General features: G+C 61.1%; 23 protein-coding genes and 1 pseudogene. 15 read left to right on the top strand and 9 right to left on the bottom strand.

Features of this window, described 5'->3' with window-relative positions:
- The first annotated feature begins 220 nt into the window (after positions 1–220).
- Entirely contained in the window at positions 221–385 is a 165-nt protein-coding gene (locus tag AC0L2M_RS17155) for a hypothetical protein (RefSeq protein ID WP_156942548.1), read from the top strand.
- Positions 386–702: 317 nt separating this feature from the next.
- Here AC0L2M_RS17155 and AC0L2M_RS17150 read toward each other — a convergent pair whose 3' ends face one another.
- From AC0L2M_RS17150 to AC0L2M_RS17135, 4 genes are all read right to left on the bottom strand, one after another.
- Positions 703–1230: a hypothetical protein gene (locus AC0L2M_RS17150; RefSeq protein ID WP_023797383.1), complete on the bottom strand. Its 528-nt coding sequence runs from the start codon at positions 1228–1230 to the stop codon at positions 703–705.
- 64 nt (positions 1231–1294) lie between these two features.
- Positions 1295–1597, bottom strand: a complete 303-nt coding sequence (locus AC0L2M_RS17145; protein WP_023797384.1) for a nickel-binding protein — start codon at positions 1595–1597, stop codon at positions 1295–1297.
- 164 nt (positions 1598–1761) lie between these two features.
- Positions 1762–3606, bottom strand: coding sequence for a winged helix-turn-helix domain-containing protein (locus AC0L2M_RS17140; RefSeq protein WP_128169657.1), 1845 nt, complete (start codon positions 3604–3606; stop codon positions 1762–1764).
- A 596-nt stretch (positions 3607–4202) separates the two neighbouring features.
- Positions 4203–4820, bottom strand: coding sequence for a cupin domain-containing protein (locus AC0L2M_RS17135; RefSeq protein WP_473535442.1), 618 nt, complete (start codon positions 4818–4820; stop codon positions 4203–4205).
- A 212-nt stretch (positions 4821–5032) separates the two neighbouring features.
- Between AC0L2M_RS17135 and AC0L2M_RS17130 the strand changes: the two genes are divergently transcribed.
- On the top strand, positions 5033–6739 hold the full coding sequence (locus AC0L2M_RS17130; RefSeq protein WP_128169659.1) for a winged helix-turn-helix domain-containing protein: 1707 nt from the start codon (positions 5033–5035) through the stop codon (positions 6737–6739).
- A 259-nt stretch (positions 6740–6998) separates the two neighbouring features.
- Here the strand turns inward: AC0L2M_RS17130 and AC0L2M_RS17125 are convergent.
- Together AC0L2M_RS17125 and AC0L2M_RS17120 are read right to left on the bottom strand one after the other, a co-directional pair.
- Positions 6999–7211, bottom strand: a pseudogene (locus AC0L2M_RS17125) (LacI family transcriptional regulator); the annotation flags it as partial.
- 212 nt (positions 7212–7423) lie between these two features.
- On the bottom strand, positions 7424–8218 hold the full coding sequence (locus tag AC0L2M_RS17120) for an alpha/beta fold hydrolase (RefSeq protein WP_287260446.1): 795 nt from the start codon (positions 8216–8218) through the stop codon (positions 7424–7426).
- A 143-nt stretch (positions 8219–8361) separates the two neighbouring features.
- On the opposite strand from AC0L2M_RS17120, the gene AC0L2M_RS17115 reads away from it, so the two are divergent.
- Positions 8362–8832 carry a MarR family winged helix-turn-helix transcriptional regulator gene (locus AC0L2M_RS17115; protein WP_128169661.1) on the top strand — a complete coding sequence of 157 codons (471 nt, stop codon included), beginning with the start codon at positions 8362–8364 and terminating at the stop codon, positions 8830–8832.
- A 21-nt stretch (positions 8833–8853) separates the two neighbouring features.
- On the opposite strand, the gene AC0L2M_RS17110 is transcribed toward AC0L2M_RS17115, so the two are convergent.
- Complete coding sequence (locus AC0L2M_RS17110) at positions 8854–9633, bottom strand: SDR family oxidoreductase (protein WP_473535441.1); 780 nt, start codon at positions 9631–9633, stop codon at positions 8854–8856.
- Positions 9630–9953 carry a nuclear transport factor 2 family protein gene (locus AC0L2M_RS17105; protein WP_473535440.1) on the bottom strand — a complete coding sequence of 108 codons (324 nt, stop codon included), beginning with the start codon at positions 9951–9953 and terminating at the stop codon, positions 9630–9632. Before AC0L2M_RS17105 ends, AC0L2M_RS17110 begins: the two co-directional genes overlap by 4 nt.
- 101 nt (positions 9954–10054) lie before the next feature.
- Between AC0L2M_RS17105 and AC0L2M_RS17100 the strand changes: the two genes are divergently transcribed.
- The 12 genes from AC0L2M_RS17100 (at position 10055) to AC0L2M_RS17045 (ending at position 22535) form a co-directional block, all read left to right on the top strand.
- The gene (locus tag AC0L2M_RS17100; protein WP_473535439.1) at positions 10055–10966 is read left to right on the top strand and encodes a LysR family transcriptional regulator; all 912 of its coding nucleotides are present in this window, start codon (positions 10055–10057) and stop codon (positions 10964–10966) included.
- A gap of 786 nt (positions 10967–11752) precedes the next feature.
- Positions 11753–13336, top strand: a complete 1584-nt coding sequence (locus AC0L2M_RS17095; RefSeq protein WP_473535438.1) for an MASE4 domain-containing protein — start codon at positions 11753–11755, stop codon at positions 13334–13336.
- A gap of 13 nt (positions 13337–13349) precedes the next feature.
- Complete coding sequence (locus AC0L2M_RS17090; protein WP_473535437.1) at positions 13350–14012, top strand: response regulator transcription factor; 663 nt, start codon at positions 13350–13352, stop codon at positions 14010–14012.
- A 10-nt stretch (positions 14013–14022) separates the two neighbouring features.
- Positions 14023–14472 carry a response regulator transcription factor gene (locus AC0L2M_RS17085; RefSeq protein WP_473535436.1) on the top strand — a complete coding sequence of 150 codons (450 nt, stop codon included), beginning with the start codon at positions 14023–14025 and terminating at the stop codon, positions 14470–14472.
- A 238-nt stretch (positions 14473–14710) separates the two neighbouring features.
- Positions 14711–16072, top strand: a complete 1362-nt coding sequence (locus AC0L2M_RS17080) for an epoxide hydrolase family protein (protein WP_473535435.1) — start codon at positions 14711–14713, stop codon at positions 16070–16072.
- An 89-nt stretch (positions 16073–16161) separates the two neighbouring features.
- A complete protein-coding gene (locus AC0L2M_RS17075) occupies positions 16162–16590 on the top strand; it encodes a DUF6130 family protein (RefSeq protein WP_077380650.1) in 429 nt (142 codons plus the stop codon).
- A complete protein-coding gene (locus AC0L2M_RS17070) occupies positions 16587–17864 on the top strand; it encodes an epoxide hydrolase family protein (protein WP_473535434.1) in 1278 nt (425 codons plus the stop codon). Before AC0L2M_RS17075 ends, AC0L2M_RS17070 begins: the two co-directional genes overlap by 4 nt.
- 67 nt (positions 17865–17931) lie before the next feature.
- On the top strand, positions 17932–18585 hold the full coding sequence (locus tag AC0L2M_RS17065) for a VOC family protein (protein ID WP_473535433.1): 654 nt from the start codon (positions 17932–17934) through the stop codon (positions 18583–18585).
- A 129-nt stretch (positions 18586–18714) separates the two neighbouring features.
- Positions 18715–19521: an SDR family NAD(P)-dependent oxidoreductase gene (locus AC0L2M_RS17060; RefSeq protein ID WP_473535432.1), complete on the top strand. Its 807-nt coding sequence runs from the start codon at positions 18715–18717 to the stop codon at positions 19519–19521.
- Between the two features lie 51 nt (positions 19522–19572).
- Positions 19573–20310, top strand: coding sequence for a hypothetical protein (locus tag AC0L2M_RS17055; protein ID WP_473535431.1), 738 nt, complete (start codon positions 19573–19575; stop codon positions 20308–20310).
- A 43-nt stretch (positions 20311–20353) separates the two neighbouring features.
- Positions 20354–21406, top strand: a complete 1053-nt coding sequence (locus tag AC0L2M_RS17050; RefSeq protein WP_473535430.1) for an alpha/beta fold hydrolase — start codon at positions 20354–20356, stop codon at positions 21404–21406.
- Positions 21407–21575: 169 nt separating this feature from the next.
- On the top strand, positions 21576–22535 hold the full coding sequence (locus tag AC0L2M_RS17045; protein ID WP_473535429.1) for an adenylate/guanylate cyclase domain-containing protein: 960 nt from the start codon (positions 21576–21578) through the stop codon (positions 22533–22535).
- A gap of 243 nt (positions 22536–22778) precedes the next feature.
- Here AC0L2M_RS17045 and AC0L2M_RS17040 read toward each other — a convergent pair whose 3' ends face one another.
- Positions 22779–23822 carry a LacI family transcriptional regulator gene (locus tag AC0L2M_RS17040; protein ID WP_473535428.1) on the bottom strand — a complete coding sequence of 348 codons (1044 nt, stop codon included), beginning with the start codon at positions 23820–23822 and terminating at the stop codon, positions 22779–22781.
- Between the last annotated feature and the right edge of the window lie 16 nt (positions 23823–23838).

The raw sequence follows: 23838 nt of genomic DNA, 5'->3' as shown, positions 1-23838 counted from the left end.
GGATCGCCCCGGACGGCTAAACCTCGGCTGGCAGCGTTTGACGTGCAGTGGGAACGACAGTGTGAAATCGAGAGGTTTTTGCGTCAGAACGGCTGTGGACGCCCTGCCGGTCGGGTCTGACAAAAACAACGGGCGTTCAAACGCTTGCTTCCCTGCGAAGCTGCGATCTCCGCAAGTGCGCCAAGAAGGCGCCACAACCGAAACCACAGGAGATCAGATCATGTCTCGTTCATTTGGGATGGATACCCGCCCGTCGTCGACCGACTGGGCGGTCATAGTTCGCGGGCCAAGCAAGGCCGAGGTGCTTGCCCATACAGCAAAGATTCACACATACGCGAGCACACTGAAGCGGCCCCCGGCGGCGGTGCCGATCAGCCCCGTCTGAAATCTTGCGGGAACGATGTTTCTCGGTTGACTTCCAACCGGGCAAAGAACGGGCAGCGGCCGAAGAACGTACGACGAAGTCGGAGATTTCCGGTCTCGCCCAACGCCCGCTTCGAGGAGCTTATTCCGCACTCGGGAATGTCCGCCTTGGTCAATTTGCGTCGTCCCAGGTCCCGCCCAAAATACCTGGAGATGCTCGGTGCCCAGCCTAAGCTTCCCACCTCTGTCCGGTTTCAACTCCGCCACCCGGATGGAGGCGGCTGTCCCAAACGCCGAGGTCGTTGCATCGGCCCGCACTTGCGGGCCGATGCAAGCGCATCAGCCGCTGTGAGCGCAGCTAACACTGCGGTTGTTGTCCGCCATCATGCCGCTGGGATTGGAGCGCCAGTGCCAGACGTGGAGCTCATAGTATGGATCCACCGGGTGAACACCGACCTTGGACTTGAGCTTCAGCTCCTGACCTAGGAAACTCGGTGCCTCCGAACCCTGCCACTGTGCCTTGAACACGATGTACTCGAGCGCTACCAGATGCATCGATCCGTCGGCCTGCGGCTCGTACATAATCACATCCGGCTGATCCAGAACCAGCTTTCCGTCCATGGCGTAGCCCTTATTGATGTAGTGCTGGCCCATGGCCCCCTCGGCGCCCGCGTCGGTGCAGTCGAAGAGCGGCTCGTAGCCGGCTGCAGTCGCGTCGGCGAGGTCGTAGTAAGCTTCTGCGGCGGCCCGCGATTGGGCAATAGCCGTGGGGTCGCCACGTGAACCCAGTTCGTGAGCCTTAACGGGCTGGCAAACGGCACCAGCCGCGAGGGTGGCGACCAGCAAGGTCGTCTGTGGGAAATTCATTATGTTCCTCCATCTGAGGGGTTGAGGAGCACCCGCGGAGCTATGGCCCCGCGGGGCTAATGGGTCATGCTGCCGCGGCTTCTACAGCCGGGTCAGCCCGCACGATCACGGTGGTGGCGACCGGATAGAATTCCTCGCCGGGCATGCCCACGCGATGGGCATGTTCGCGGATCGCCGCACCGTCCTGCGCCTGGTAGATGCAGAAGGTGCCGATGCGACCGTCGGGCTCATGCACGACGTAGCTGCGGATCCACCTGACCCTGTCAGGCATTTCTTCGTTTCCGATCCGTGCTGACTTGGCGCCGGCGGTTTCCAGTTCGGCGAGCGACGCCCAGGCGCTCGGCCGACGAATAACGTAGAGTTGCATTTCCAATTCTCCCGATTACGGGCGCCCAGGTTCGACGCCCACCATTGCAATGGCCATGCGGGGTTGCATGACTGGGCCAGAGTTAGCGCCGGCTGCCGCAGATCGTCCTTACCGTCGACCTATCCTGCGCTTATCTTTTGCCGATCAAGGGACAGCGAAAGCCGTTAAGTGCCGCTTGGTGCGATCATGAGGTGTTCGCTCTCGCCACGCTGCTTCCCGTGAGCCGGGATCGGTGCTGGAGCCAGACTTGCAGCCATGCTCATGAGCCGAGGCGATCCGATACGCGCGGCGGTGCGCTCGGCAGCTGCCAGTTCCGAGGTGCCGCCGCTAACGTCACCCATGTCGAAGAAGCGACGCGCCAAGTCGATCCGGAGACGTGCCGCGTGATACTCTACGCCGGCACTTGTCCAAAGCTGACGGGCGAGGAGACGAAGCTGCATCGCCTGGGGGTCATCGGCGGGGAGGAGAGCGGCGCGGGTTTCGGCGATCATCGCCCGCACCGCAGGCTGAGGCCAGCGCTCCGGGGAGGCGTCGATTTCCGCGAGGAAACCGGCGGCCAATTCCGGCCGACCGCCCAGGGCGGCTAGGCGAGCGGCATTGACCAAGAGCAGTCCGCGACGCTGCAGGTGAAACCAAGAGAGCCCCTCTAGAGCACGGTGAAGCGTAGCAAGCGCAGCCTCCACGTCGCCTGTCTCAAAGAGCAGAACGGCATTGCCCGGTTCAGCGTCCCATCCAATCGAATACGCCATTGCATAGTCCGACTTCGCCTGGGAGAGGTCGCCAATCATTGCGTGAATGTCCCCTCGGACGCGGTAGCCCTCGCCCAGAGACCAAGCCTCTTCGTCCGCCAGCTTCGGAATCGCTGCCTCAATGTTAGCCAGGGCCTCGCCGAGCGTTCGCTGCGCTCCAACTATTTCCGCACGATGCAAACCGCAGGCGCCTGGGCTTTCCGCGAAACTGGCTTCACACCAGCTCTCGAAGCCTTCGCTCCATTGCCTTGCACGGGGCCAATCGGCGAAAGTGCGACAGCTCCAAAGGATATTGCAGTAGACCAAGCTGCCGGTGATCGGGTCGACCTGACTGGAGAGTGCGATGGCGGCGGCGTGGTTCTGCTGCTCACTGCCCTCGTTCACCCTGCCGAGGGAGAGGTTGTAGAAGCCTTTGTAAACCAGCGTCAGTGCCCGAAGTCCCTGATCGTCGGTCTGCTCGGCCAGCTCGAATGCCTTCGATGCGAGCTCAAGAGCTTCCTTCGGTCGGCCTCCGAAAGTGGCAAGGCGCGACTTCATCCACAAAAGATAACCCATCGTGCCGCTGTCGCTCAAGCCGGTCAGCAACTGGCCGCCCCGTTCCAGCCAGCCGATGGCTGCGTCCGCCGCCCCGCGTTCGAGATGGATTTTTGCCAATGTGATGGCTGCTCGTGCGGCCCGCACCAACTGACCTATCCGCATATGAGCCGCGACCGCACGAGAAAGTATTGGGATCGCCGCGACGGGACGGCCGCAACACTCGACCGCCAGAGCCCAGAGATCAAGATCGCCTGGGTCCAGCTCCCGCGTCCGGGAGATGGCGTCGAACCGCTCGGCCGCGCCCGCCCAGTCCCGCTGGATCGCCAGGTCTCGTGCGGCAGAAATCTCCAGATCGTCGCTAGCCTCAGTCGGCGCAATCTGGCCGAGGAGGGGGTCGTCGATCCCAAAGCGATAGCCATGCTTGACGAAGCTGCGGATGGAATTCGCCAACCCTCCGGCTGCAAGCGCGCGACGGGCCAAGCTCACGGCGCGCTGCAGGGAAGCTTCGGTAACCGTAAGGTCCGGCCAAAGAGCATCCATGAGCTCGTCCTTCGGCACTACCCGACCTGCATTCCTTACCAAGTAGGCCAAAAGGTCAAAGACGCGCGGCTGAATCTTCTGTGCCGCTCCACGCAGCCTCAGCGAGCGCGCCTCCTCATCGAGTTGGAATGGTCCAAAGTTTTGCAACATCGCGGCTCTGGGAGAAATCGAAACGGCGACCATAAGCGAAAGATCAGCAGATGGTAAGGACCGGCCTAGTGCAGGGCCGTATTACGAAGCGCTCCCGGCTACACGGCCGCGGGGACAGCGCCGCGGCGCCCTAAGGGCTGCACTCAAAGCTATAGCAGAAGGACCAGCGCCTGCCATGCCCGCCATAAACAAGGCAAGCTCAACGCCCTGACCCGCGTGCTCGCGGCAGAGCGCATCGTCTGAGCCGAGACCTTGCCGAACTATGGCCCGACCGGCGGCTTCTTCCGCGACGGCCAACGGCTTGCGTGGTGACAACGGCTGCTCGACTCTGCATTTCTGGCCGCTTCGCGCCTGATATCGGCCCCTAAAGTCAGCTTTGCCACCGCCTGAAAGCCGACATTGTCAGCGGCCACGGTGGAAATCGTGGTTGCGCCATATGGAGCAGCAGGCCAGGTTGATGCCAGCGCAACGGCGCCCGAGCCGCGGCGATCGAGGATTTGCATTCGCGGCAAGCGGACGCGATACCTGAACAGCATGCGCCGCTCTTGTAGATACCGCGCCGTGATGAAAGCGCCGGGGTGGCGCCTCGTCGCCGTCCAAACATTCGCGCGACCCAGCGAAATGTCGCTTCAATTGAGGCTGGCCGGCGACGAGAACGGCCGATTGGCATCCACCACGAAGATGGCCAACTGATCGAGATCGGTTGTTCCGGCGTTGAACACTTCCATAGGAGTATCGGCGCCATGCCCGACCATGATCGTTTCGGCTTCGGCATAAGCCACGCCGTGGGGCGTCCTCTGGCCGAGCTTGCCGGCCAGGACATAGAAGGCCTCCGGTCCCGGATGTGAATGGATCGACGACTTGGCGCCGGGCGCGCCGCCGGCACGGTTGATGCGCAGCAAGTATTCGCTCGCGCTGACCGATGGGAGGGGACCAATCTCAGTTACCTTGGTTCCGCCGGCAGTGGCGCCGTCCTTCGGCCCAAGCGTGAACAGCCAGACCTTGCCTGCGACCTCCGCCGCAAGCGAGGTGGAGCCCGCAGCGCCCTGGGCCTGGGCCAGGGTGGGGAAATTCTCCAACCGCCAGAACAATGGTCCGGGTGGCAGTTCCTTCACCTTTTTCTCGACCACCGGCTCGACGACCAATTTGGCATCCGCGGCCATCGGCGCTGAGGGAATGAGCCCGAGAGCACACAGTGAGAACACAAGTATGCCGATACGACGTGCGTTGACTGATCGCGGCTTCATGGGTGGGTCCTCCTCTCGATGCAACGAGTTTGTGGTTGGGCGGCTGTTCGGGACAATGCCGAAGACGTTGCCATGAGGGTGAGCCGAAGGGCTTGTCGAGTAACGAATGCCGTACGATCTTTTGCCGAAGAAACGACGATCGGGCGACAGTCCAGGCGCCGAAAACTATGGTAAGAAGCGAGGCAGGCAAGACAGCGACATTGAGATAGCCGATGAACACCCCGGCGCCGACCAGGCTCCTTATCAATGGGGTAGTTGCGGACCTGAGCAACGAAACGCTGAGCGACGGGCCGGGCAATCCGATTGATCTCAGGCCGCAGGCGTTCGCGGTGCTCCGCTATTTGTCGAACAACCCCAACCGACTCGTCACCAAGGGTGAGCTGATGCAGTCGGTGTGGGCGGGAACGGCAGTCACTGACGACAGCTTGGTGCAATGCATCCACGAGATCCGACGCGCACTGAAGGATGACGGACATGCCATCCTGAAGACCAAGTCGCGGCGCGGCTACATGCTGGCGCTGCCGGAGGCGAATGCGGCTGCGATGCCCGCCACGAGCCGGACGAGTAATCGCGCGCTCCAGCGACCGCTCGCCGCCTTTGTGGGGTCGCTACTGATTGTGCTTGCTGTCGCCGCTGCTGCAGGGTGGATGCTGCGGCCCCTCTCCCCTGGCGGCAAGCCTTTGGTCGCGGTGCTGCCCTTCGACGTGTTGGGTGAGGAGACGTCCGCACGCCGACTGGGCAACGGCCTGACCGAAGAAATCATCACCGATCTCGCACGTTTCCCGGAATTTCAAGTAATCGCGCACGACTCGACTGAAACATATGCCGGAAGATCGATCGGTTTGGCCGAGATCGCCAAAACGCTCGGGGTCGGTTTCGTGGTCGAAGGCTCGATCCAGCGCCAGGCCGGCCGGCTGCGCATCACTGCGCAGCTCCTCGACGCGGCAACCGGCAAACATCTATGGTCGGACCGCTGGGACCGGCCCGACGAAGATCTGTTCGCTATCCAGACGGAGATCTCCGAGCAGGTCTCCAACCGCCTCGGCGGCGGGCACGGCGTGATCGAGGTTGCAGGCCGGATTGCGGCGCATCGCAAGCCGCCAAGCGACCTTACTGCCTACGAGCTGTACCTGCTCGGCACGGAAAAGCTTGCGAAGATGAATCGCGCCGATGTCGAGGAGGCCATCAAGCTCCTCAAACGCGCCGTCGAATTCGACCCGGGGCTCGCGCGCGCCTGGGTCGAGCTCTATCACGCGTATGGCGTCATGCCCAGTTTCGGCGCCGATTTCGAGGCCAACTTCCGACTGGCCGCCGAGGCTGCCGAACGTGCGGTCATGCTCGACCCGAGCGACGCGGAGGCGCACGCCGTGCTGGGCTTCAGTTTCGGCGACAGGAATGATCTTGCACGTGCCAAGATGGAATTCGACACGGCGCTACGCATGGCGCCGAACCAGTTCGAAATTCTGAGCTTCTACGCTTTCTTGGCATCCAGCTTCGGCGAGCCGCAGCGCGGTGCCGAGATGGCCGATCGGGCAATCCGCCTTAACCCGAACTACCCGATGGCGAGTACGAGGCTTTTTGCTGCTGCCTATTTCATGGCCGGACGCTATGAAGACGCGCTTCGCATGCAGAAGCAAATGGGTCCGGAGAACTACGGTCGACGGATGTGGGTATATCGCCCAGCTGCGCTGGCCGCCTCCGGCCGAACGGCGGAAGCGAAAACCGCGCTTGCGGAAGCACTGAAATGGTTTCCCGATCTTACCATAGAGGGATTTGTTAGCCTTCCTGACACAAATGAAGACGACAGGCGGCGGCTCATCGAGACCATGCGGCTCGCCGGTTTCCCGCCCTGTGCAAAGGCAGAGGCGGTGGCCCGTTTCGAAAAGCCTGTGCACCTGCCAGAATGCGTCGAGCGCTGAGTGAATCTTGAGCCCGTAGGGCGGGAGCGGCAACGTCGAAGTGTCCTTGCGGCCGCGCGTCTCACGACGATGCCCGCGCCCAACGTATATGTCCGCTCTGGACGATTTGCAGACCGAAGCTGCCGGTCTGTTTTCGGCCCAAGGCTGCCAGTCAGCAGCGCGCATTTTGCAGCCAAGTGGAATCACTCGGCGTCGCAGAAATGCGGCTAAGACAAATAGATGGAGCGGGATGGCCCAGCTCAATTTGACCGCATCCGCTCTAGTCGGGACGGCGATAGGCCATAACCCCGGTCGGCTTGCTCAGGCTCTGCAAGGAGCCGGGTGCCGCGCCGCCGATCCAGCCCAGCACCGAGCGGGCGAGCTCCGCGCCGGCCAGCCGGAAGTTCTCGTTGACGGCCAGCAATTCCCTGCGGAACAGGTGCAGCAGGTCGGACGACTGCTTGGACACCGCGTCGACGTCCCGGCCGAGCCTGAACCTGGTCATTCCTCGACCGCCTTGGTCGTAGCGAAGAAGTGCCAGCGCAGTCCACTGCCGGATTGCCTTCAAGGAGACAACCGGCAGTGGTCTGCGGAGTCGGAGAGAAACACTCTCGAAACAAAACCGCCGGATGAGCCATCCGGCGGCCGTATTTTCGTTTATGACAGCTTAAAGCTCGAAATGTCCGCACACCGCGCGTGGCCGAACTATTGCGCCTCGACAGATCCCTTGCGGGCAGCTTCGTCGATCACGTCAGCGACGACCTTTGGCTGAGTCATAAAGACCGCATGGCTTGCCGCGACCTCCGTGATTGTCGCCCCGATGCGCTTCGCCATCGCTTGCAACATACGCTGATCGAAGGCTTTGTCGTCGGTAGCAATCACTGCCCAGCTCGGCTTGCTTCGCCAGGCGGCATGCTCGAGCCTGGTTGCGAAGGCGGACATGTTTATCGGCACCTGAGAGTCCCGCATGAAAGCGGCATCCGCGTCCGTCGTGTCGTTAGCGAAGCCAATCTTGAACCGGTCGGGAGAAACGAAGCCGAAGCCGTCCGCGGTAGTTTCGATGACGAATTCAGGCGGGCTCTGATAGCCTTCGTACTGCTGCGCAGTCGTCTCTCCGGCATCTGGCGACAACGCCGATACGTAAACCAGGCCTGTGACGTTTGAGTGGGTACCTGCTTCCGTTATCACGGTGCCGCCCCAGGAATGTCCCACAAGGACCGCAGGTCCATCCTGACGGTCAAGAATGCGTTTGGTTGCGGCAACGTCGTCCGCAAGCGAGGTAAGCGGGTTCTGGACGATCGACACACGGTAGCCGCGGGCGGTCAGTTCGTCATAGACGCCGCGCCAACCCGATCCATCAGCGAACGCGCCGTGCACCAGCACCACGTTCCGGACGGTCTGGTTGTCGGGAATTATCTCGGCAGAGTGAGTGGCCGTGGCTGCGGCAATTCCTGCGACGGCGGCGGTTGCGGCCAGAAGGTTGGTCGTCCTGGAAGTCATGCTGATCTCCTCTTATTCACCCGATAACAATTATCGCGATATCTTTCTCTACGGTTCCAGCCGCGATATGTCCAGCATAATTTTTATCGCGATATTCTTTTTTGGGATCGGGTACGCTATATCGGGGTCCAAGGAGAGCACCCATGCCAGCGAAAAAATTCAACGACCCATTGCCGCTCGACGATCAGCTCTGTTACGCGATCTACTCTGCCGGCATGGCGATCCAGAGGGTGTACAAGCCACTGCTGGACGATTTGGGCCTGACTTATCCCCAATACCTCGTACTCAATGTCCTCTGGCGCGAGGACAAGCTGACCGTTGGCAGCATCGCCGAAAGGCTCGCGCTGGAGTCGAGCACTCTGACGCCCTTGCTCAAACGGCTCGAAGCGGCAGGACTTCTGCGCCGGACGCGGAATCCCGCGAACGAGAGGCAGGTCGTGGTTGCACTGACTGATAAGGGACGCGAACTCAGATCTCGTGCAGGCTGCCTTGCTGACGCTCTGCTTTCCTCCTCAGGACAAAGCCCAGCGCATCTCAACCAGATCAACCGTGACGTCAGGGAGCTACGTGACGCGATCTATGAACATACGGGGGTCTGGAGGAGCACGGCCTAAGCCGGCAAGCATGGGCCTTTTTTACACTGTAGGCACGGTTCCTCCGTCGATTGTGTACTCCGCACCCGTGATCGAAGAGGCACGATCGGAAGACAGAAAGGCGACGAGATTGGCGATCTCGGCAGGGCTTGAGGGGCGACCGAGGGGGATTCCACCGAGGGAGTCCATTATGATGTTCATGCCGCCTTCGACGTCGGTGCCTGCCTCATCCGCGAGACGTCGGGCGAGCTCGACGGAGGCCTCGGTTTCAATCCAGCCTGGTGACACGCGAACGACACGCACGCCTTTCGGCGACACCTCCTTGGAGAGGCTTTTGCTGTAGGTCGACAACGCCGCCTTCGCCGCGGCGTACGCGGTCGTGGCTTCCGGCAGGGGAAGCAGCCTCTGGATGGAAGAGACGTGGATCACCACGCCGCTTCCCTGCGCGATCATTCCCGGTATCAGTTCTCGGTCGAGCCGCACGGCGGGAAACAGGTTGAGATTGAGTTCCTTGTGCCAATCACTGTCGCCCAGCGCCGAGAAGCCGCCTGCCGGCGAGGAAGAACCGCCGAGCATGTGAACGATAATGTCGACGCCGCCCAACTTACCCCTGACAGCTTCGGCCACCGTGAAGCAGCCTTCGCTGGTGGAAAGATCGGCAGCCACGAAAAGCTCCGCCGAAGAGTTCGCGGGGAACGAGCGGGCCGTCGTCAGCACACGCGCGCCGAGTTTGCGGAACAGGTCGACGGTTGCGGCACCGGCTCCCTTTGTGCCGGAAGTGATCAGGGCGCGCTTGCCTGACAGGTTCAGGAAGTCGCTCATGCGCCGATCTCCAAGGCTGCGATCTTGTCGCCCATCAGACGGAAGATGTAGGTGAGATTTGCAGGGCTGCCGGGAAACTCGCCAGTGACTTTGGCGATCACCTTCGTCCCGTGCTCGTCAGTGAGGGCTTCGAGCGGATCGGCGACGTGCCGATACCTGGCTTTCGACCATTCCCACCAATTGCCGATGGCATAGTGCCCGGAGTGGGAGCGGCCCTCGTCATGGATAGCGGCGCTCGGCGCGAAACAGGCCAGCAGAGCCTCGCAGTTGTTCTTCCGATCCGCTTCGAAATAAGCCTGGATCGCCTGAGGCAGTTGCATCTCTCATCTCCTCTGGGGAATTGTTCGCTCCACAAGTAGGCGTATTTCGATGTTCGGATAATTGGGATAAGTATGGATGTCGAATTGCGGAAAGTGGGATAATGGCGAGACCAGGCCTTCACGATCTGGAAGCTGTCGTAGCCGTTGCTCGCAGATCCTCTTTCCGCGGCGCGGCGCTTGAACTGGGAATGTCGACGACTGCCCTTAGCAATGCCGTCGGCAAGCTGGAGGCCCACCTTGGCGTTCGCTTGCTCAACCGAACCACCCGCAGCGTATCTCTGTCGGATGCCGGTCGCCTGTTCGTCGAGAGCGTCCGTCCAGCGTTGCAGGACATCCATGGTGCCATGGATGAAGCGCGCTCAAAGCAGGCAAACCCCACGGGAACGCTCCGCATCAATTCCTATGCCACTGCCGCGCGAGAAATCCTTTCACCCCTGCTTCTGGAGTTCATCAGGCGTTACCCGCAGGTCCATATCGATCTGGTCACCGAGGGACGGCTCTTGGACATCGTCGCGGAAGGATTCGACCTGGGCGTGCGTCGCGCCACCCTCGTGCCGAGTGACATGATTGCGATCTCGCTGGGTCGGCCGCAGAGAAATGTGGTCATAGGCTCGCCCGACTATTTCAAAAGCTATGGTACGCCTTCCACACCGACTGACCTCCTTCAACATCGGTGTATCCGTATCCGGCTGCCGAATGGCGCGCTCTTTCGCTGGCGCTTCGAGAAGGATGGGGAACCGCTATTGATCGATGTGAACGGACCGATGACTTTGGATGAGGCAAGCCTGTCCCGCGGCACAGTGCTCGAAGGCGTGGCGCTGGGCTACGTAATGGAACGTGACGTGCGCGAGGATATTGAGGCAGGGCGGTTGATCAGCGTTCTGAAGGAATGGCTGCCGCCTTCCGACGAACTCTGCATCTATTACCCGGGACGACGGAATCCATCCGCGGCGCACAGAGCATTCGTTGAGCTAGCACGGGAACTCGGATCAAAAGCCCGAAACACGGCTTAAGCGCCGTTCCGCTTTGCGCCGCAATGGGCGTCGTTCGAGCTGTCGATCGCCTTCCAAAAGCAGACATAGTTGACCGCTCTACGCTCCAATAGGTCAGCCGCTCGCCGAAGCGCAACGACCGCAGCCAATGCTTCCTCCGGCTGGTCAGGTGTGGGCAGTTGGCGGACATCGATCATGCGTCAACATTAGTTGACGAAATCGTCTCGTGTCAACATATGTTGACGGGACGATGCATTCGGGTCGGGTTCCAGAGAACCCGGGGCAGAGCGGCCGCCAGGCACGCATCTGTGACTTCTGGTTTGGGAAAAAATCCGATGCTTGAACAAAAAGATCAGTCAGGAGCGCGATAGGCCAGAACCCCCGGTCGGCTTGCTCAGGCTCTGCAAGGAGCCAGGTGTTGCGCCGCCGTTCCAGCCCAACACCGAGCAGCCGGAGCCGGACCCATTGCGGTCATTGGCACGCGCTGACGAATCTTTGTGCGCCCGAGCCTACGGACTCGAGTCGATCCGGGCACAAGCCGAACAAGCAGGGCAGCCCAATCCGCCGCTGCTCGGTTTTGATGGGCCACGGCCCAATCGCCGATCGGGGAAGATCCACGTTCGAGATCGGGTCATTGGCAGGAAAGTGCGATCTCGCTGACGCGCCTCCTGGTTCGTTGTTACTTGGCAGCCCGGGTGGTAGAATGACGATGAGTTCAGGCAAAATAGCTTTATCATTTTCGAGCGCCATGACTTTCGTGCCGCGCGCTGCAGCCGCTGCGATGAGTATCTTATGGAGAGGACAGTCGTGACAGTCCCAGAGGACGATTTTTTCGTCCTCTCGAGCTTGCCGCCAAGTCAGGCGCAGAAGCAGCTCGCTCTCGTTTTTGTGCTTGGCCTGTTGGCCGTCTACGTGTTGATCACTGTTAGTCCGCTCTCGGGCATCCATCTGAGCCGGGTCGACGCCTTCGTCCCTGCCTATGCGACAGCGATGTTCGTGAACGATTCGATCACCGCAATCCTCCTGTACACTCAGTTTTCCATCCTGCGCTCACGTGCCACGCTCCTGATTGCAAGCGGATATCTCTTTACAGCGCTCATGCTGATCCCGTTTGTTCTGGCATTTCCAGGTCTGTTCACGCCAAAGGGCGGCCTGGTGGGCGGCATGCAGAGTACGTCATGGATCTACTTTTTCCAGCACGCTGGCTTTCCCCTATTTGTCATAGGCTATGCCCTCTCAAAGGGCTCGAACCCCAGCAAACGATTTCGACAGGGTACCGTGCGGGGGCAGATCGCTGTCAGTGTCGCCCTGACTGCAGCTGTGGTCTCGTTAGCGTCTTTTCTTTTCATAGCGGGCGAAGCGTCGTTACCGCGCGTGACCCTCGATTCCACTCGCCTTAGCCCGGTGTGGCCCTATGTGGGTGCGCCGGTCGCGTTGTTGAGTATCGTCGCCATCGTCGTGCTCTGGATCCGGCGACACTCAATGCTCGATCTTTGGTTGATGGTCGTCATGATCTTATTCACGATAGAGATGCCTTTAAGCTATTACCCCGATCCGGCCCGCTTCAGCCTTGGCTGGTATACCGTCCGCATCTTCGGAGTTCTGTCCAGCGGTCTCGTCCTTATGGTTCTGCTTCATGAGATAACAACCCTTTATACGCGGCTTCTCGGAGCGGTCCGTGGCCAGCGTCACGAGCGCGAGGCGCGGCTGGTAACCGGCGACGCAGTCGCGGCCACGGTTGCGCATGAAGTCAAACAACCTCTATCTGGCATGATAACGAGCGCCGATGCGGGCTTGCGCTTTCTCGGTCGCTCGATGCCCGATCTGGAGGAAGCAAAGGAGGCATTCAAGCAGATTATCGCCGGTGGTCATCGCGCGGCTGCGGTGATCGACGGAATTAGAACGATCTTCAAGAAAGAAGACCGCAAGCGAGCTCCGCTCGACCTCAACGGCCTTATCGGGGAAACACTCACCCTGGTGCGAGAGGGTCTGGCGAAACACCGGATAATGGTCGAAGCCGAGCTGGATGAACGCCTGCCGCGGGTAACAGGTGATCGAATCCAGCTACAGCAGTTGCTTGTAAACCTGATCACGAACGCCATCGATTCCATGGCTGCGGTCGGCGGGGCGCGGGTGCTGTCCGTGAAATCCAAGTTGCATGACGATGGCCACGTAACAGTTTCGGTTGCGGACACTGGAACAGGAATTGGTCCGCAAGACGTGGATCGAATATTCAACCCGCTCTTCACGACAAAGCCCGACGGCATGGGGATGGGCCTGTCGATCTGCAGATCGATCGTCGAAGCCCACGATGGGCGGTTGTGGGCGGCCCCGAACACGCCCCGGGGTGCCATATTTCATTTTAGCGCAATTCGCTCTGTCTCCGCATGACGAGGATCCGTCTGTGATCAAAGTCGCACCGAACAGTTTGCAGCCGACGACAGAAGTCGAGCCTGCTGTCTATGTGATCGATGACGACGCCGGAATCCGCGACGCGCTCGGCCTGTTATTCCGCTCGGTCGGTTTGCGCGCCGAACTATTCCATTCGGCGAACGAACTCATGCAAAGCAAGCTGCCTCCGATCCCGAGCTGCCTGGTTCTCGATGTTCGGCTACCGGGGTTGAGCGGCTTTGAGCTTCATGCCGAGTTGACCAAGGCCGATGTCCATATTCCCATCATCTTCATCACTGCACACGGCGATATCCCCATGTCCGTACGGGCTATGAAAGCCGGCGCCGTCGACTTCATCACCAAGCCGTTTCGCGACCAGGATATGTTGGATGCCGTCACCGCCGCGATCACCCGCGACCGGGCCAGACTGGATGCCGATCGCGCACGGCTCGACTTAAAGGGCCTGTTCGACAGCCTGACGTCGCGCGAACAGGAGGTGATGGCGCTCGTCGCTACTGGCTTAATGAACAAACAGATCGCCGCTCACATCGGCCTCAGCGAGATTACGGTTAAGATTCATCGCGGCCATGCGATGAAGAAGATGCGTGCGAAATCGCTCGCGGACCTGGTCAAAATGGCCGAAGCACTCGGTATCGGCCGGGAAATGTCCTCGTAGCCTCATATCTATGTATGACTTTCGAACACAGCCGACTCGTACCATTGTCGGTGTGCATAGATGGGCCAATCGCTTGCCAGACACCCCCGTTATTTCAATCGTCGACGATGACGAATCCATCCGAAGCGGAACTGCGAGTCTTGTACGGTCGCTTGGGTTTGTCGCCCACGCGTTCCCATCCGCACGTGCGTTCTTGCACTCGGAACAACTGACTCAAACCTTGTGTCTGATTTCAGACATCCAGATGCCGGAGATGAGCGGAATCGAGTTGCACGATGTCTTGCGCTCGCGTGGACATAAAACGCCCATCATTTTCATCACGGCCTTTCCCGATGAAAAGGCGCGCGCTCAAGCGCTGGTTCGAGGCGCCGTCTGCTTTTTGAGCAAGCCTTTTGACGGCGACACGCTGTCTCGCTGCCTCGACGTTGCATTGAAAAACAATGCCGGTGAGAGCGACTAGCGCGTCGCCGATCGCTGGGCACGATCAGGCTCAGCAGACCGCAAAGTCCAATCGTCGAAGCGCATCCGTTCAACCGAGGGACGCTCGGGGCCGTCGAGGCCTATAAACCTAGGTATGACCGCCATAAACGAACACGCGGTCACGACCAACCTACGTCCGATGGAGCGCGCACTGGAGTGAGAGCACAACTAAAGTGTTCAACCCCTCTAATGGCATCGCGCAACGAAGGAGACTGATCATGTCCACGGCATCACCGGCGCCAAATCGGCGCGACTTTCTTGCCACATCGGCCACCGCATTGCTTGCCACTTCGGCAGGTGCTGCCGCGTTCAACTTCACCTCGTCTCAGCCGGCGGCCGCGGCCGATGCCGGTTCAATCCGCCCCTTCACCGTCAGCTTCCCGCAGGAGGAGATCGACGAGCTACGCCGTCGCATCGCCGCCACGCGCTGGCCCGATCACGAGTTGGTGTCCGAAGCAGCTTCTCGGCGGACTTCGGCGACGTTGGCGGCAGGCGACACACAAGGCGTGCAACTCGCGACGATGCAGAAGCTCATTCAGTACTGGGGAACGGAATATGATTGGAGCAAGTGCGAGGCGCAGCTGAAGTCGCTGCCGCATTTCGTCACCGAGATCGACGGGCTGGACATCCACTTCATCCACGTGAAATCAAGCCATCAGGGTGCGCTGCCGGTCATCATCACGCACGGCTGGCCCGGTTCGGTCATCGAGCTGCTGAAGGTCATCGATCCGCTCACGAACCCCACGGCGCATGACGGAACCGCGGCCGACGCGTTCGACGTGGTGATCCCGTCGATGCCGGGCTACGGCTTTTCCGCCAAACCGACCCAACCCGGTTGGGATCCGGCGCGCATCGCGAAAGCGTGGACCGTGCTGATGAAGCGCCTGGGCTATAACCGGTTTGTTGCACAGGGCGGCGACTGGGGGGCTCTCATCACCGAACAGATGGCTCTGATGGCGCCTCCCGAGCTGATCGCCATCCACACCAATATGCCAGCGACCATTCCGCCCGAGATTGTGAAGGCGCTTGCCGCCGGCAGTCCGCCTCCCGCCGATCTCGGGCCCGACGAAAAGCGCGCCTACGAGCAGGTCGCCTTCTTTTACAAGTTCGGCCTGGGCTATGCCAACGAGATGGCGCTTCGTCCGCAGACGCTTTACGGGCTCGTCGATTCACCGGTCGGCCTGGCGTCATGGATTCTCGATCACGATGCGGACAGTTATGCACTGATAGCCCGCTCCTTCGATGGGGAGCCGGAGGGCCTTACCCGCGACGACATCCTCGACAACATCACGCTCTATTGGCTGACCAACACGGCCATCTCGTCGGCCCGGCTCTATTGGGAACACCGGCAAACGGCGAAGGCGGGCTTCTTCGACGCCAAAGGCATCACCATTCCCGTCGGCGTGAGCGCGAACCCCAGCGAGATCTACACGGCGCCGAAGAGTTGGACCGAGCGCGCGTTCCCGAAGCTCCTGCATTACGGCCACCCGCCCAAGGGCTGCCACTTCGCGGCATGGGAACAGCCGAAGTACTTCACCGACGACGTGCGCGCATCGTTCAAGACGTTGCGGACGGCGTGAAGTGTTGAGCGGGGATGGCGCGCCGGACGTGCGCGTCATCCTCCGCCTGGCGATTAACCCCCAGCGCATCTCCAAAAGGAGAGAATGCAATGAACCTTCTCATCCAGACGCTCACCGCACTCGCGGCTTGCACCGTGTTCGCCACGGGTGCGTTCGCCCAGAGCACGGTCGTGCCCATCGACAACGAGCCCGCCCCAAAGCTGATCGTGGAGCCGCCGCTTCCGGGTCCGTTGGCCGGGGGCGTGGTGTTCATCCCGTACCGGGTGGAGAACCTGCGCATCCTGCCTGTCGGTGGGCCGGCCGCGCGCAATGTGTCTCCGCGCGTCGGGCATCTGCACCTCACCGTCGACGACCTGCCATGGGCGTGGGCGGACTACGGTCAGAGCGACACCATCATCCTGGTGGGCATGCCGCGCGGACAGCACAAGGTCCTAGTCGAGGTGGTGGACGCCGAAGGTAACGTCTTCACCAAGCAAACGGTGACGTTCCACTCGCCGGGCAAGGAGATTCAGCCATGAAGCTCCACAAGTTGGCGACCGTGCTGGCATTCGGGCTTTGCATCTTTTCCGCCTTGGCCAACGCCAGTGCGGCCGAAGATCGCTCGATCCGGCCCTTCACCGTCGGCATCCCGCAAGCGGCGCTCGAAGACCTTCGTCGGCGCATCGCCGAAACACGGTGGCCGGATCGCGAGACGGTCGATGACCAGTCGCAGGGCATACAGTTGGCGAAGCTGAAGCCGCTCGTCAAGTATTGGGGCACCGGCTACGACTGGCGAAAGGCCGAGGCCAAGCTCAACACCCTGCCTCAATTCATGACAACGATCGACGGCGTGGACATTCACTTCATTCACGTCCGCTCGAAGCATCCCAATGCTTTGCCGCTGATCATGACGCATGGCTGGCCCGGGTCGGTGTTCGAACTGCTCAAGACCGTGGGCCCGCTGGCGGATCCCACAGCTCATGGCGGACGAGCGGAGGACGCGTTCGATCTCGTCCTGCCTTCGATGCCGGGATATGGCTTCTCCGGCAAACCGACAGAGACGGGTTGGGGACCGGATCGCATCGCGCAAACCTGGGCGGAGCTGATGAAGCGCCTGGGTTACACCCGCTACGTCGCACAGGGTGGCGACTGGGGCTCCCCCGTCTCCAGCGCGATGGCGCGCCAGGCGCCGACAGGTCTGCTCGGCATTCATATTAACTTGCCGGCGGTGGTGCCGCCCGAGATTGCCGCGGTGCTCGCCGTCGGCGGGCCAGCGCCAACGGGACTCACGGATAAGGAACGCGCAGCGTTTGACGCGCTCAGCGCTGGTGCCAAGATGGGGAACAGATCCTACGCTACGATGATGGGCACCCGGCCGCAGACGATCGGCTACGCCATCAATGACTCTCCCACAGGCCTCGCGGCGTGGATGCTCGGACATCCGGGCTTCTCGCGCTGGACATACGACAACAGCGATCCCGAAAAGACCCCGGACGAGGTGCTGGACGACATTACGCAGTACTGGCTGAGCAACAGCGCGACCTCAGCAGGGCGGCTGTACTGGGAGTACGGTGGACGCAGCGTTGTTTTTGCGGCCGTGGAGCGGACCCTCGAGATCGCGCTGCCGGTGGCCATCACGGTCTTTCCGGAGGAAACTTATCTGGCCCCGGAGACGTGGGCCCGGCGCGCCTATCCAAACCTGATTTACTTTCATGAGGTCGACAAGGGCGGTCATTTCGCCGCCTGGGAGCAGCCCGAACTGTTTTCCGCCGAATTGCGTGCGGCGTTCCGACCGCTCCGACAAGATTTCTGAGGCGCGCGTACCAGGCCCCAGCCCGGACGCGTTCAACGCTCAACAGGTTAAACCTAAGGAGATCGACATGAGCAGCACCACTCAGACGCATAGCGAAAAACCGATCGAAACGCGGACGCTCGACATGAAGCTCGAGGCCGTGGTTATCCCAGTTTCGGACGCAGCACGCTCCAAGCAGTTTTACGAAGGCCTGGGCTGGAGGCTCGACGGCGACTTCGTCGTCGGCGACGCGTTCCGGGCGATGCAGTTCACGCCTCCGGGCTCGCCGGCCTCGATCCATTTCGGCACCGGCATCACGCCGGCCGCGCCCGGCTCCGCAAGCGGGCTTTTCCTCGTCGTGTCGGACATTGACGCCGCGCGCGCCGAACTCATTGGCCACGGCGTCGAGGTGAGCGAAGTGTTCCACCGCGCCGGTCCGGGCAAACCAGCGGTCAGCGGCAGGCATCCGGAGCGGCAGAGCTATTCCTCTTACGCAACCTTCAAGGATCCAGACGGCAACGAGTGGCTGCTGCAGGAGGTCACCACCCGGCTCCCTGGCCGGGTCGATTCCAATACGACGGACTATGCTTCGGTAGCGGACCTTGCGGCCGCAATGTGGCGCGCGGGGTTAGCCCACGGCGAGCACGAGAAGCGCAACGGCGGCCAACGCGATGAGAATTGGCCGGACTGGTACGCCAAGTACATGGTGGCGGAGCAGGCGGGCAAGCCGCTGCCGCTTTAAGCAGCAACCGAAATTGGGTGAGCGGGACGGGTCACCGTCCCGCCGCCAAACTTAGCCGGCGATCCAAGCCAGGTTTGCGGCTGATGGTTTGACGCGCAGTTGCCAGCGCAATCGAATGGGAGAGCAATCATGACGTATTCCAAAATGGGCATCGCGATGGTGACCGGCGCTTCCGCCGGGATTGGAGCGATCTACGCCGACCGGCTCGCGCGCCGCGGCTATGACCTCATTCTCGTGGCGCGCAGCCTGGAGAGGCTGGACAAAGTGGCCAGGCACATCGCCGGCTCAACGAATTGCAGCGTCAACACCGTTGCGGCTGACCTCAACGACAAGGCGGATCTGGGCCGGATCGAGACCTTGCTCGGCGCCGATCCCGCCATCACGATGTTGGTCAATAACGCTGGCATCGGCGCTGTCGCGCCGCTCCTGGAATCCGACATCGACAAGATGCAAGCGATGATCGGGCTCAACATCACGGCGTTGACCCGCCTGACTTATGCAGCGGCTCCGGCCTTTGTGGCGCGAGGCGGCGGCACAATCATCAACATCTCGTCAGCAGTCGCCATCGCGCCGGAAATCCTCAACGGTGTCTATGGTGCGACGAAAGCCTTTGTGCTCGCTTTCAGCCTGTCGCTCCACAAGGAGCTTGCGGACAAGAAGCTGCGCATCCAGGCGGTTCTGCCCGGCGCCATCGCCACCAATTTCTGGGACGTATCAGGAGGTTCACTCGACGATCTGCCGAGCAAGGCGATCATGCAGTCCGATGACCTCGTCGACGCGGCCGTTGCCGGCCTCGACCAGGGCGAGTTGGTGACTATTCCCTCGCTTCCCGACGTCGCCGACTGGCACGCCTATGAAGCGGCGCGGCAGAAACTCATCCCAAATCTTTCGCTCAACGCCTCGCCGGCGCGGTCCGGCATCGCCGTGGCCGCCTAACCAAGCGAAAACTCAGTGGGGCAGCCTGGTAACGCGCCAGAGGAGAATCAAATGGACAAGCTTTTGACGGCGGTTCTAGAGGCGCATGGCGGTTTGCAGAACTGGGGTAACGTTACAAGCATCACTGCGGAAATGTCGCTCGGGGGCGTATTTTGGGCTGCAAGGGGCTGGCCGGACATCTATTCCAAGCAGACGGTCACGCTCGATCCACATCGCGAGCGCATCGTTTTTGCGCCCTTCACAGCGCCAGACCGTATGTCCGTGCTGGATGTCGGTCCCGAACGGATCGCTATCGCTACGCGCGACGGCCGCATCATCGAGGAACGTTTCAATCCACGTGGCTCATTTCCGCTGCCCTTTCTGGATGGCAGCACACCCTGGGATGCGATCCAGGTGGCGTACTTCACGAGCGCCGCCGTATGGAACTACCTCACGGCGCCGTTCGTCTTCACCCTGCCCGGTGTCGAAGCACGAGAAATCGCCCCCTGGAGAGAGGGCGCGCAAACGTGGCGACGGCTGGCCGTCACGTTCCCTAAGACCATCGCCAACCATAACGCCGATCAGGTCTTTTATTTCGACGATGCGTTTATGCAGCGGCGCATGGACTATTCGCCCGACGTGACGGGAAACCCGCCGGTCGCACACTACGCTTATGACCACAAAACCTTTGACGGGTTCGTATTCCCGACACGGCGGCGTGTGCTCCTGCATGACGCCGAGGGGGTCGCAAACCAAGCATTCGCACCTATCACGGTCAACGTGTCCGATGTGGCAGTCGACCGAAGATAATCCTCCACCAGGCACCATGCCTTATCAACGGATACAAACCACTATGACCGAACAGATCGACCTCCATCGACGCCACTTGTTGGGCGTGGCCGTCACCACCGTTGCGGCCGCTCAGTTTGCCATGACGGGCTCGGCAAATGCGCAGTCCAGCATTACGAAACCGGACGCCAGCACAATCGAACCACAAGCAAACACGTCGTTCGGTCCGTTGAAGCAGGTTCAAGCTGGCGTGCTCGACATTGGATATGCCGAGGTCGGTCCTGGCAAAGGGTTGGTCGTTATCCTCCTGCATGGATGGCCGTACGACATCCACACCTATGTCGACGTTGCGGCGATCTTGGCGTCGAAAGGCTTTCGGGTCGTCGTTCCATATCTACGCGGCTATGGCACCACGCGGTTCCTCTCCGACAAAACGCCACGCAATGGCCAGCAGGCGGTGGTCGCGATTGATGTCATTGCGCTGATGGATGCACTGCAAATCGATAAGGCGATCGTCGGCGGTTGCGACTGGGGCGCACGCACGGCCAACATCGTCGCGGCGCTGTGGCCGGAACGCTGCAAGGCCCTTGTCTCGGTCAGCGGCTACCTGATCGGCAGCCAGGAGGCCAACAAGTTGCCTCTGCCGCCAAAGGCCGAGCTGCCATGGTGGTACCAATATTACTTCGCCACTGAGCGGGGCCGCGCTGGCTACGGGAAATACACGCGGGATTTTGCCAAGCTGATCTGGCAACTCGCTTCTCCGCAGTGGAATTTCGACAACGCCACCTTCGAGCGCAGCGCCACCGCCTTCGACAATCCGGATCATGTCGACATCGTAGTACACAACTACCGCTGGCGGCTTGGGTTGGCGGAAGGCGAGCCACAATATGACGAGTTGGAGCAGCGACTTGCGAAAGCTCCGGTCATCGCAGTGCCGACGATCACTCTGGAGGGCGACGCCAACGGCGCGCCGCATCCCGACCCCAGCGCCTACGCCAAGATGTTCTCCGGCAAATACGAGCACCGGCTCATATCCGGCGGCGTAGGGCATAATCTTCCTCAGGAAGCACCGAAGGCATTTGCAGACGCCATAATTCAGGTGGCGAGTCTAGCCTGAGCAAAACGGCCATGCCACGATACATGATCGACCATGCCCAAGGCAAAAACTGATGAAATCACACCCGGGGCAATCCCTCCGATACGAAATGAATATTTGGCGCGGCCGGGACCGCTTTCGTCGCCCTTTGCAGTGGCTCCTCGCACCCATTGTGGGGGCAGTAGCGGGCTTGGCCTACGCACTGATGTTCGATGTCGAAGCACTGCACTCCGCAGTCAGGGGCGTGTTCATCGGCACGCCTATTCTGTTGTATGAGCGCGGCTTTATCTTGCGCCGATGGCGCAATGTGATCCGGCAAGCGGCAACGCCGGTCTTCGTCGTGGCTACGATCGCAACCTACGTATTGACGATCTTGATCGGCAATGCCGCCGCTGGCACAGCGCTTCACCATCTCCTCGGCTATATGAGCACCGCTCGCGAAGCCATGGTGATGTCGGAGTCCGGTCTTCTGTATTCACTCGGCGTCTCCACCCTCGTCGCATTCGTGTTCCGAGTACGTGACCTTATCGGGCCAAGCCTGTTCACCAGCCTGCTTCTCGGTCGTTATCACCGTCCCATCAAGGAGGAGCGGATCTTTCTGTTCCTCGATGTCAGTGGCTCCACGCACTTCGCGGATCGGTACGGAGATCTGGAGACCCAGGCCTACCTCGGACAGATATTCAACGCACTTGCGTCTCCTGTTCGTCGCTCCCACGGCTCTATTGACGACTACATCGGGGATATGGCGGTGGTCACCTGGCCCATGGATCGCGGCATGCGGGACGCCGCGTGTCTTCGTTGCGTCTTCGACTTCGCGGCGGTCATAAGGGATCAGGCGGCGGCGTGGCAAGCGCGTTTCGGACAGGTGCCGGAGTTTCGCGCCGTCCTGCATTGCGGCCCGGTCGTTACCGCTGAGATTGGCCTTGAGCGACACAAGATCGCGTATTTCGGCGATGTCGTGAACACCACTGGACGTCTGGAGTCGCTATCCAAGGCTCTCGGTCAACCTATCCTGGTCTCCGCAGATCTTCTCGCCGGTATCCGTGTTCTACCTCCACATGTCGTCGCGGAGAACCTCGGATTTCATGTGATTAGAGGCCGAGATGAACCGCTTCAGATCTCAGCCGTAAGGCTAGCATTGGGAAGCTGATTGGAGTGGCCCCATCATCTCCGTGCATCCACCTATCTTCGATGCCCCATTTTACGGCAGTCGCCGTCATCCCTGTCCGCTTTTGAAGGTCCAGGTTCCGCACCTGCCGGTCCGTATCGTCGGCCCCAGGCCAGTCAGCAGCGCGCATTTTTTTGCAGCCAGTGGAATCACTTGGCGCCGCAGAAATGCGACTAAAACAAATAGATGGAGCGGGATGCCCAGTTCAATTTGAAGGTATTCGCTCTAGTCGGGACGGCGATAGGCCGTAACCTCGCCAGGCTTGCTCAGGCTTTGCAAGGAGCCAGGTGTTGCGCCGCCGATCCAGCCCAACACTGAGCGGGCGAGCTCGGCGCCGGCCAGCCGGAAGTTCTCGTTGACGACCAGCAATTCCCTGCGGAACAGGTGCAGCAGGTCGGACGACTGCTTGGACACCACGTCGACATCGCGGCCGAGCTTGAGGCCGGCGTCCTCGATGCCGGCGACGATGGCGAGTGTCGCGGCAGCGGCACTGCTGACGAAACCGTCAGGCCTGACGTCGCGGCGCATCAGCTGCGCGGTCCTCATCCTGATCTGATCGATCGAATGGTCGACCGAAACGGTGTTGAACGGGATCTCGCTGGCGCCGACCTCGCTCAGCGCATCGGTGAAGCCGTTCAGCGTATGACTGTGGTAGGTCAGTTCGACTGGAGGCGCCAGCAGAGCCAGCCTGCGGCGGCCGATGCCGGCCAGGTGGCGCACAGCCTCGGTCGCGAACGCGTAATTGTCGAAATCATGATAGGGGTGGATCAGCCCCATGTCGGTGCGGCCATGCGTGGCAAAGGGAATGCCACGCTCGAGCATGTAACGGGCCCTGGGGTCATTCGGCTGGGTGCGCGAAATGATGACGCCGTCGGCGGAACCGGTTTCCACCAGATAACGTATCGGGTCCAGGGGATCCTGAGAGCGTGAATAGGGCGTGACGATCAGGTGATAGGGTGTGTCGGCAATGACTTCCGAGACGCCGTAGATGATGTCCGAGACAAAGCTCATGATCTCGCGCTCGGTGTTAAGCACGAGGCTGATGACGTTGGTCTTGCCGGTCCGCAGCCGCACACCGGCGCGGTTGGGCCGGTAACCAATCTGCCTGGCGACGAGCTGGACGCGTCGCCTGGTTTCGGCGCCGATCTCGGGCGCGTCCTTCAACGCCCGCGACACGGTGGTGACGCCCAGCCCGGTCATGAAGGCAAGCGTCTTCAATGTCGGCCGGCCCGAGCCCTCGTCGTCCTTTTCCGTCTGATCTCTGTCCATTCATCCCGCCCGTCAG

Source organism: Mesorhizobium sp. WSM4806 (assembly GCF_055811635.1).
This window is presented reverse-complemented; position numbering and strand designations above follow the sequence as displayed.

Excerpts from the sequence above, each read along its gene's own strand:
- AC0L2M_RS17040 (WP_473535428.1), bottom strand. The coding sequence starts at position 23,822 with ATGGACAGAGATCAGACGGAAAAGGACGACGAGGGCTCGGGCCGGCCG.
- AC0L2M_RS17085 (WP_473535436.1), top strand. The coding sequence starts at position 14,023 with ATGTATGACTTTCGAACACAGCCGACTCGTACCATTGTCGGTGTGCAT.
- AC0L2M_RS17105 (WP_473535440.1), bottom strand. The coding sequence starts at position 9,953 with ATGCAACTGCCTCAGGCGATCCAGGCTTATTTCGAAGCGGATCGGAAG.
- AC0L2M_RS17100 (WP_473535439.1), top strand. The coding sequence starts at position 10,055 with ATGGCGAGACCAGGCCTTCACGATCTGGAAGCTGTCGTAGCCGTTGCT.
- AC0L2M_RS17140 (WP_128169657.1), bottom strand. The coding sequence starts at position 3,606 with ATGGTCGCCGTTTCGATTTCTCCCAGAGCCGCGATGTTGCAAAACTTT.
- AC0L2M_RS17145 (WP_023797384.1), bottom strand. The coding sequence starts at position 1,597 with ATGCAACTCTACGTTATTCGTCGGCCGAGCGCCTGGGCGTCGCTCGCC.
- AC0L2M_RS17075 (WP_077380650.1), top strand. The coding sequence starts at position 16,162 with ATGAACCTTCTCATCCAGACGCTCACCGCACTCGCGGCTTGCACCGTG.
- AC0L2M_RS17150 (WP_023797383.1), bottom strand. The coding sequence starts at position 1,230 with ATGAATTTCCCACAGACGACCTTGCTGGTCGCCACCCTCGCGGCTGGT.
- AC0L2M_RS17115 (WP_128169661.1), top strand. The coding sequence starts at position 8,362 with ATGCCAGCGAAAAAATTCAACGACCCATTGCCGCTCGACGATCAGCTC.
- AC0L2M_RS17130 (WP_128169659.1), top strand. The coding sequence starts at position 5,033 with ATGAACACCCCGGCGCCGACCAGGCTCCTTATCAATGGGGTAGTTGCG.
- AC0L2M_RS17065 (WP_473535433.1), top strand. The coding sequence starts at position 17,932 with ATGAGCAGCACCACTCAGACGCATAGCGAAAAACCGATCGAAACGCGG.
- AC0L2M_RS17070 (WP_473535434.1), top strand. The coding sequence starts at position 16,587 with ATGAAGCTCCACAAGTTGGCGACCGTGCTGGCATTCGGGCTTTGCATC.
- AC0L2M_RS17120 (WP_287260446.1), bottom strand. The coding sequence starts at position 8,218 with ATGACTTCCAGGACGACCAACCTTCTGGCCGCAACCGCCGCCGTCGCA.
- AC0L2M_RS17110 (WP_473535441.1), bottom strand. The coding sequence starts at position 9,633 with ATGAGCGACTTCCTGAACCTGTCAGGCAAGCGCGCCCTGATCACTTCC.
- AC0L2M_RS17155 (WP_156942548.1), top strand. The coding sequence starts at position 221 with ATGTCTCGTTCATTTGGGATGGATACCCGCCCGTCGTCGACCGACTGG.
- AC0L2M_RS17060 (WP_473535432.1), top strand. The coding sequence starts at position 18,715 with ATGACGTATTCCAAAATGGGCATCGCGATGGTGACCGGCGCTTCCGCC.
- AC0L2M_RS17080 (WP_473535435.1), top strand. The coding sequence starts at position 14,711 with ATGTCCACGGCATCACCGGCGCCAAATCGGCGCGACTTTCTTGCCACA.
- AC0L2M_RS17135 (WP_473535442.1), bottom strand. The coding sequence starts at position 4,820 with ATGAAGCCGCGATCAGTCAACGCACGTCGTATCGGCATACTTGTGTTC.
- AC0L2M_RS17055 (WP_473535431.1), top strand. The coding sequence starts at position 19,573 with ATGGACAAGCTTTTGACGGCGGTTCTAGAGGCGCATGGCGGTTTGCAG.
- AC0L2M_RS17050 (WP_473535430.1), top strand. The coding sequence starts at position 20,354 with ATGACCGAACAGATCGACCTCCATCGACGCCACTTGTTGGGCGTGGCC.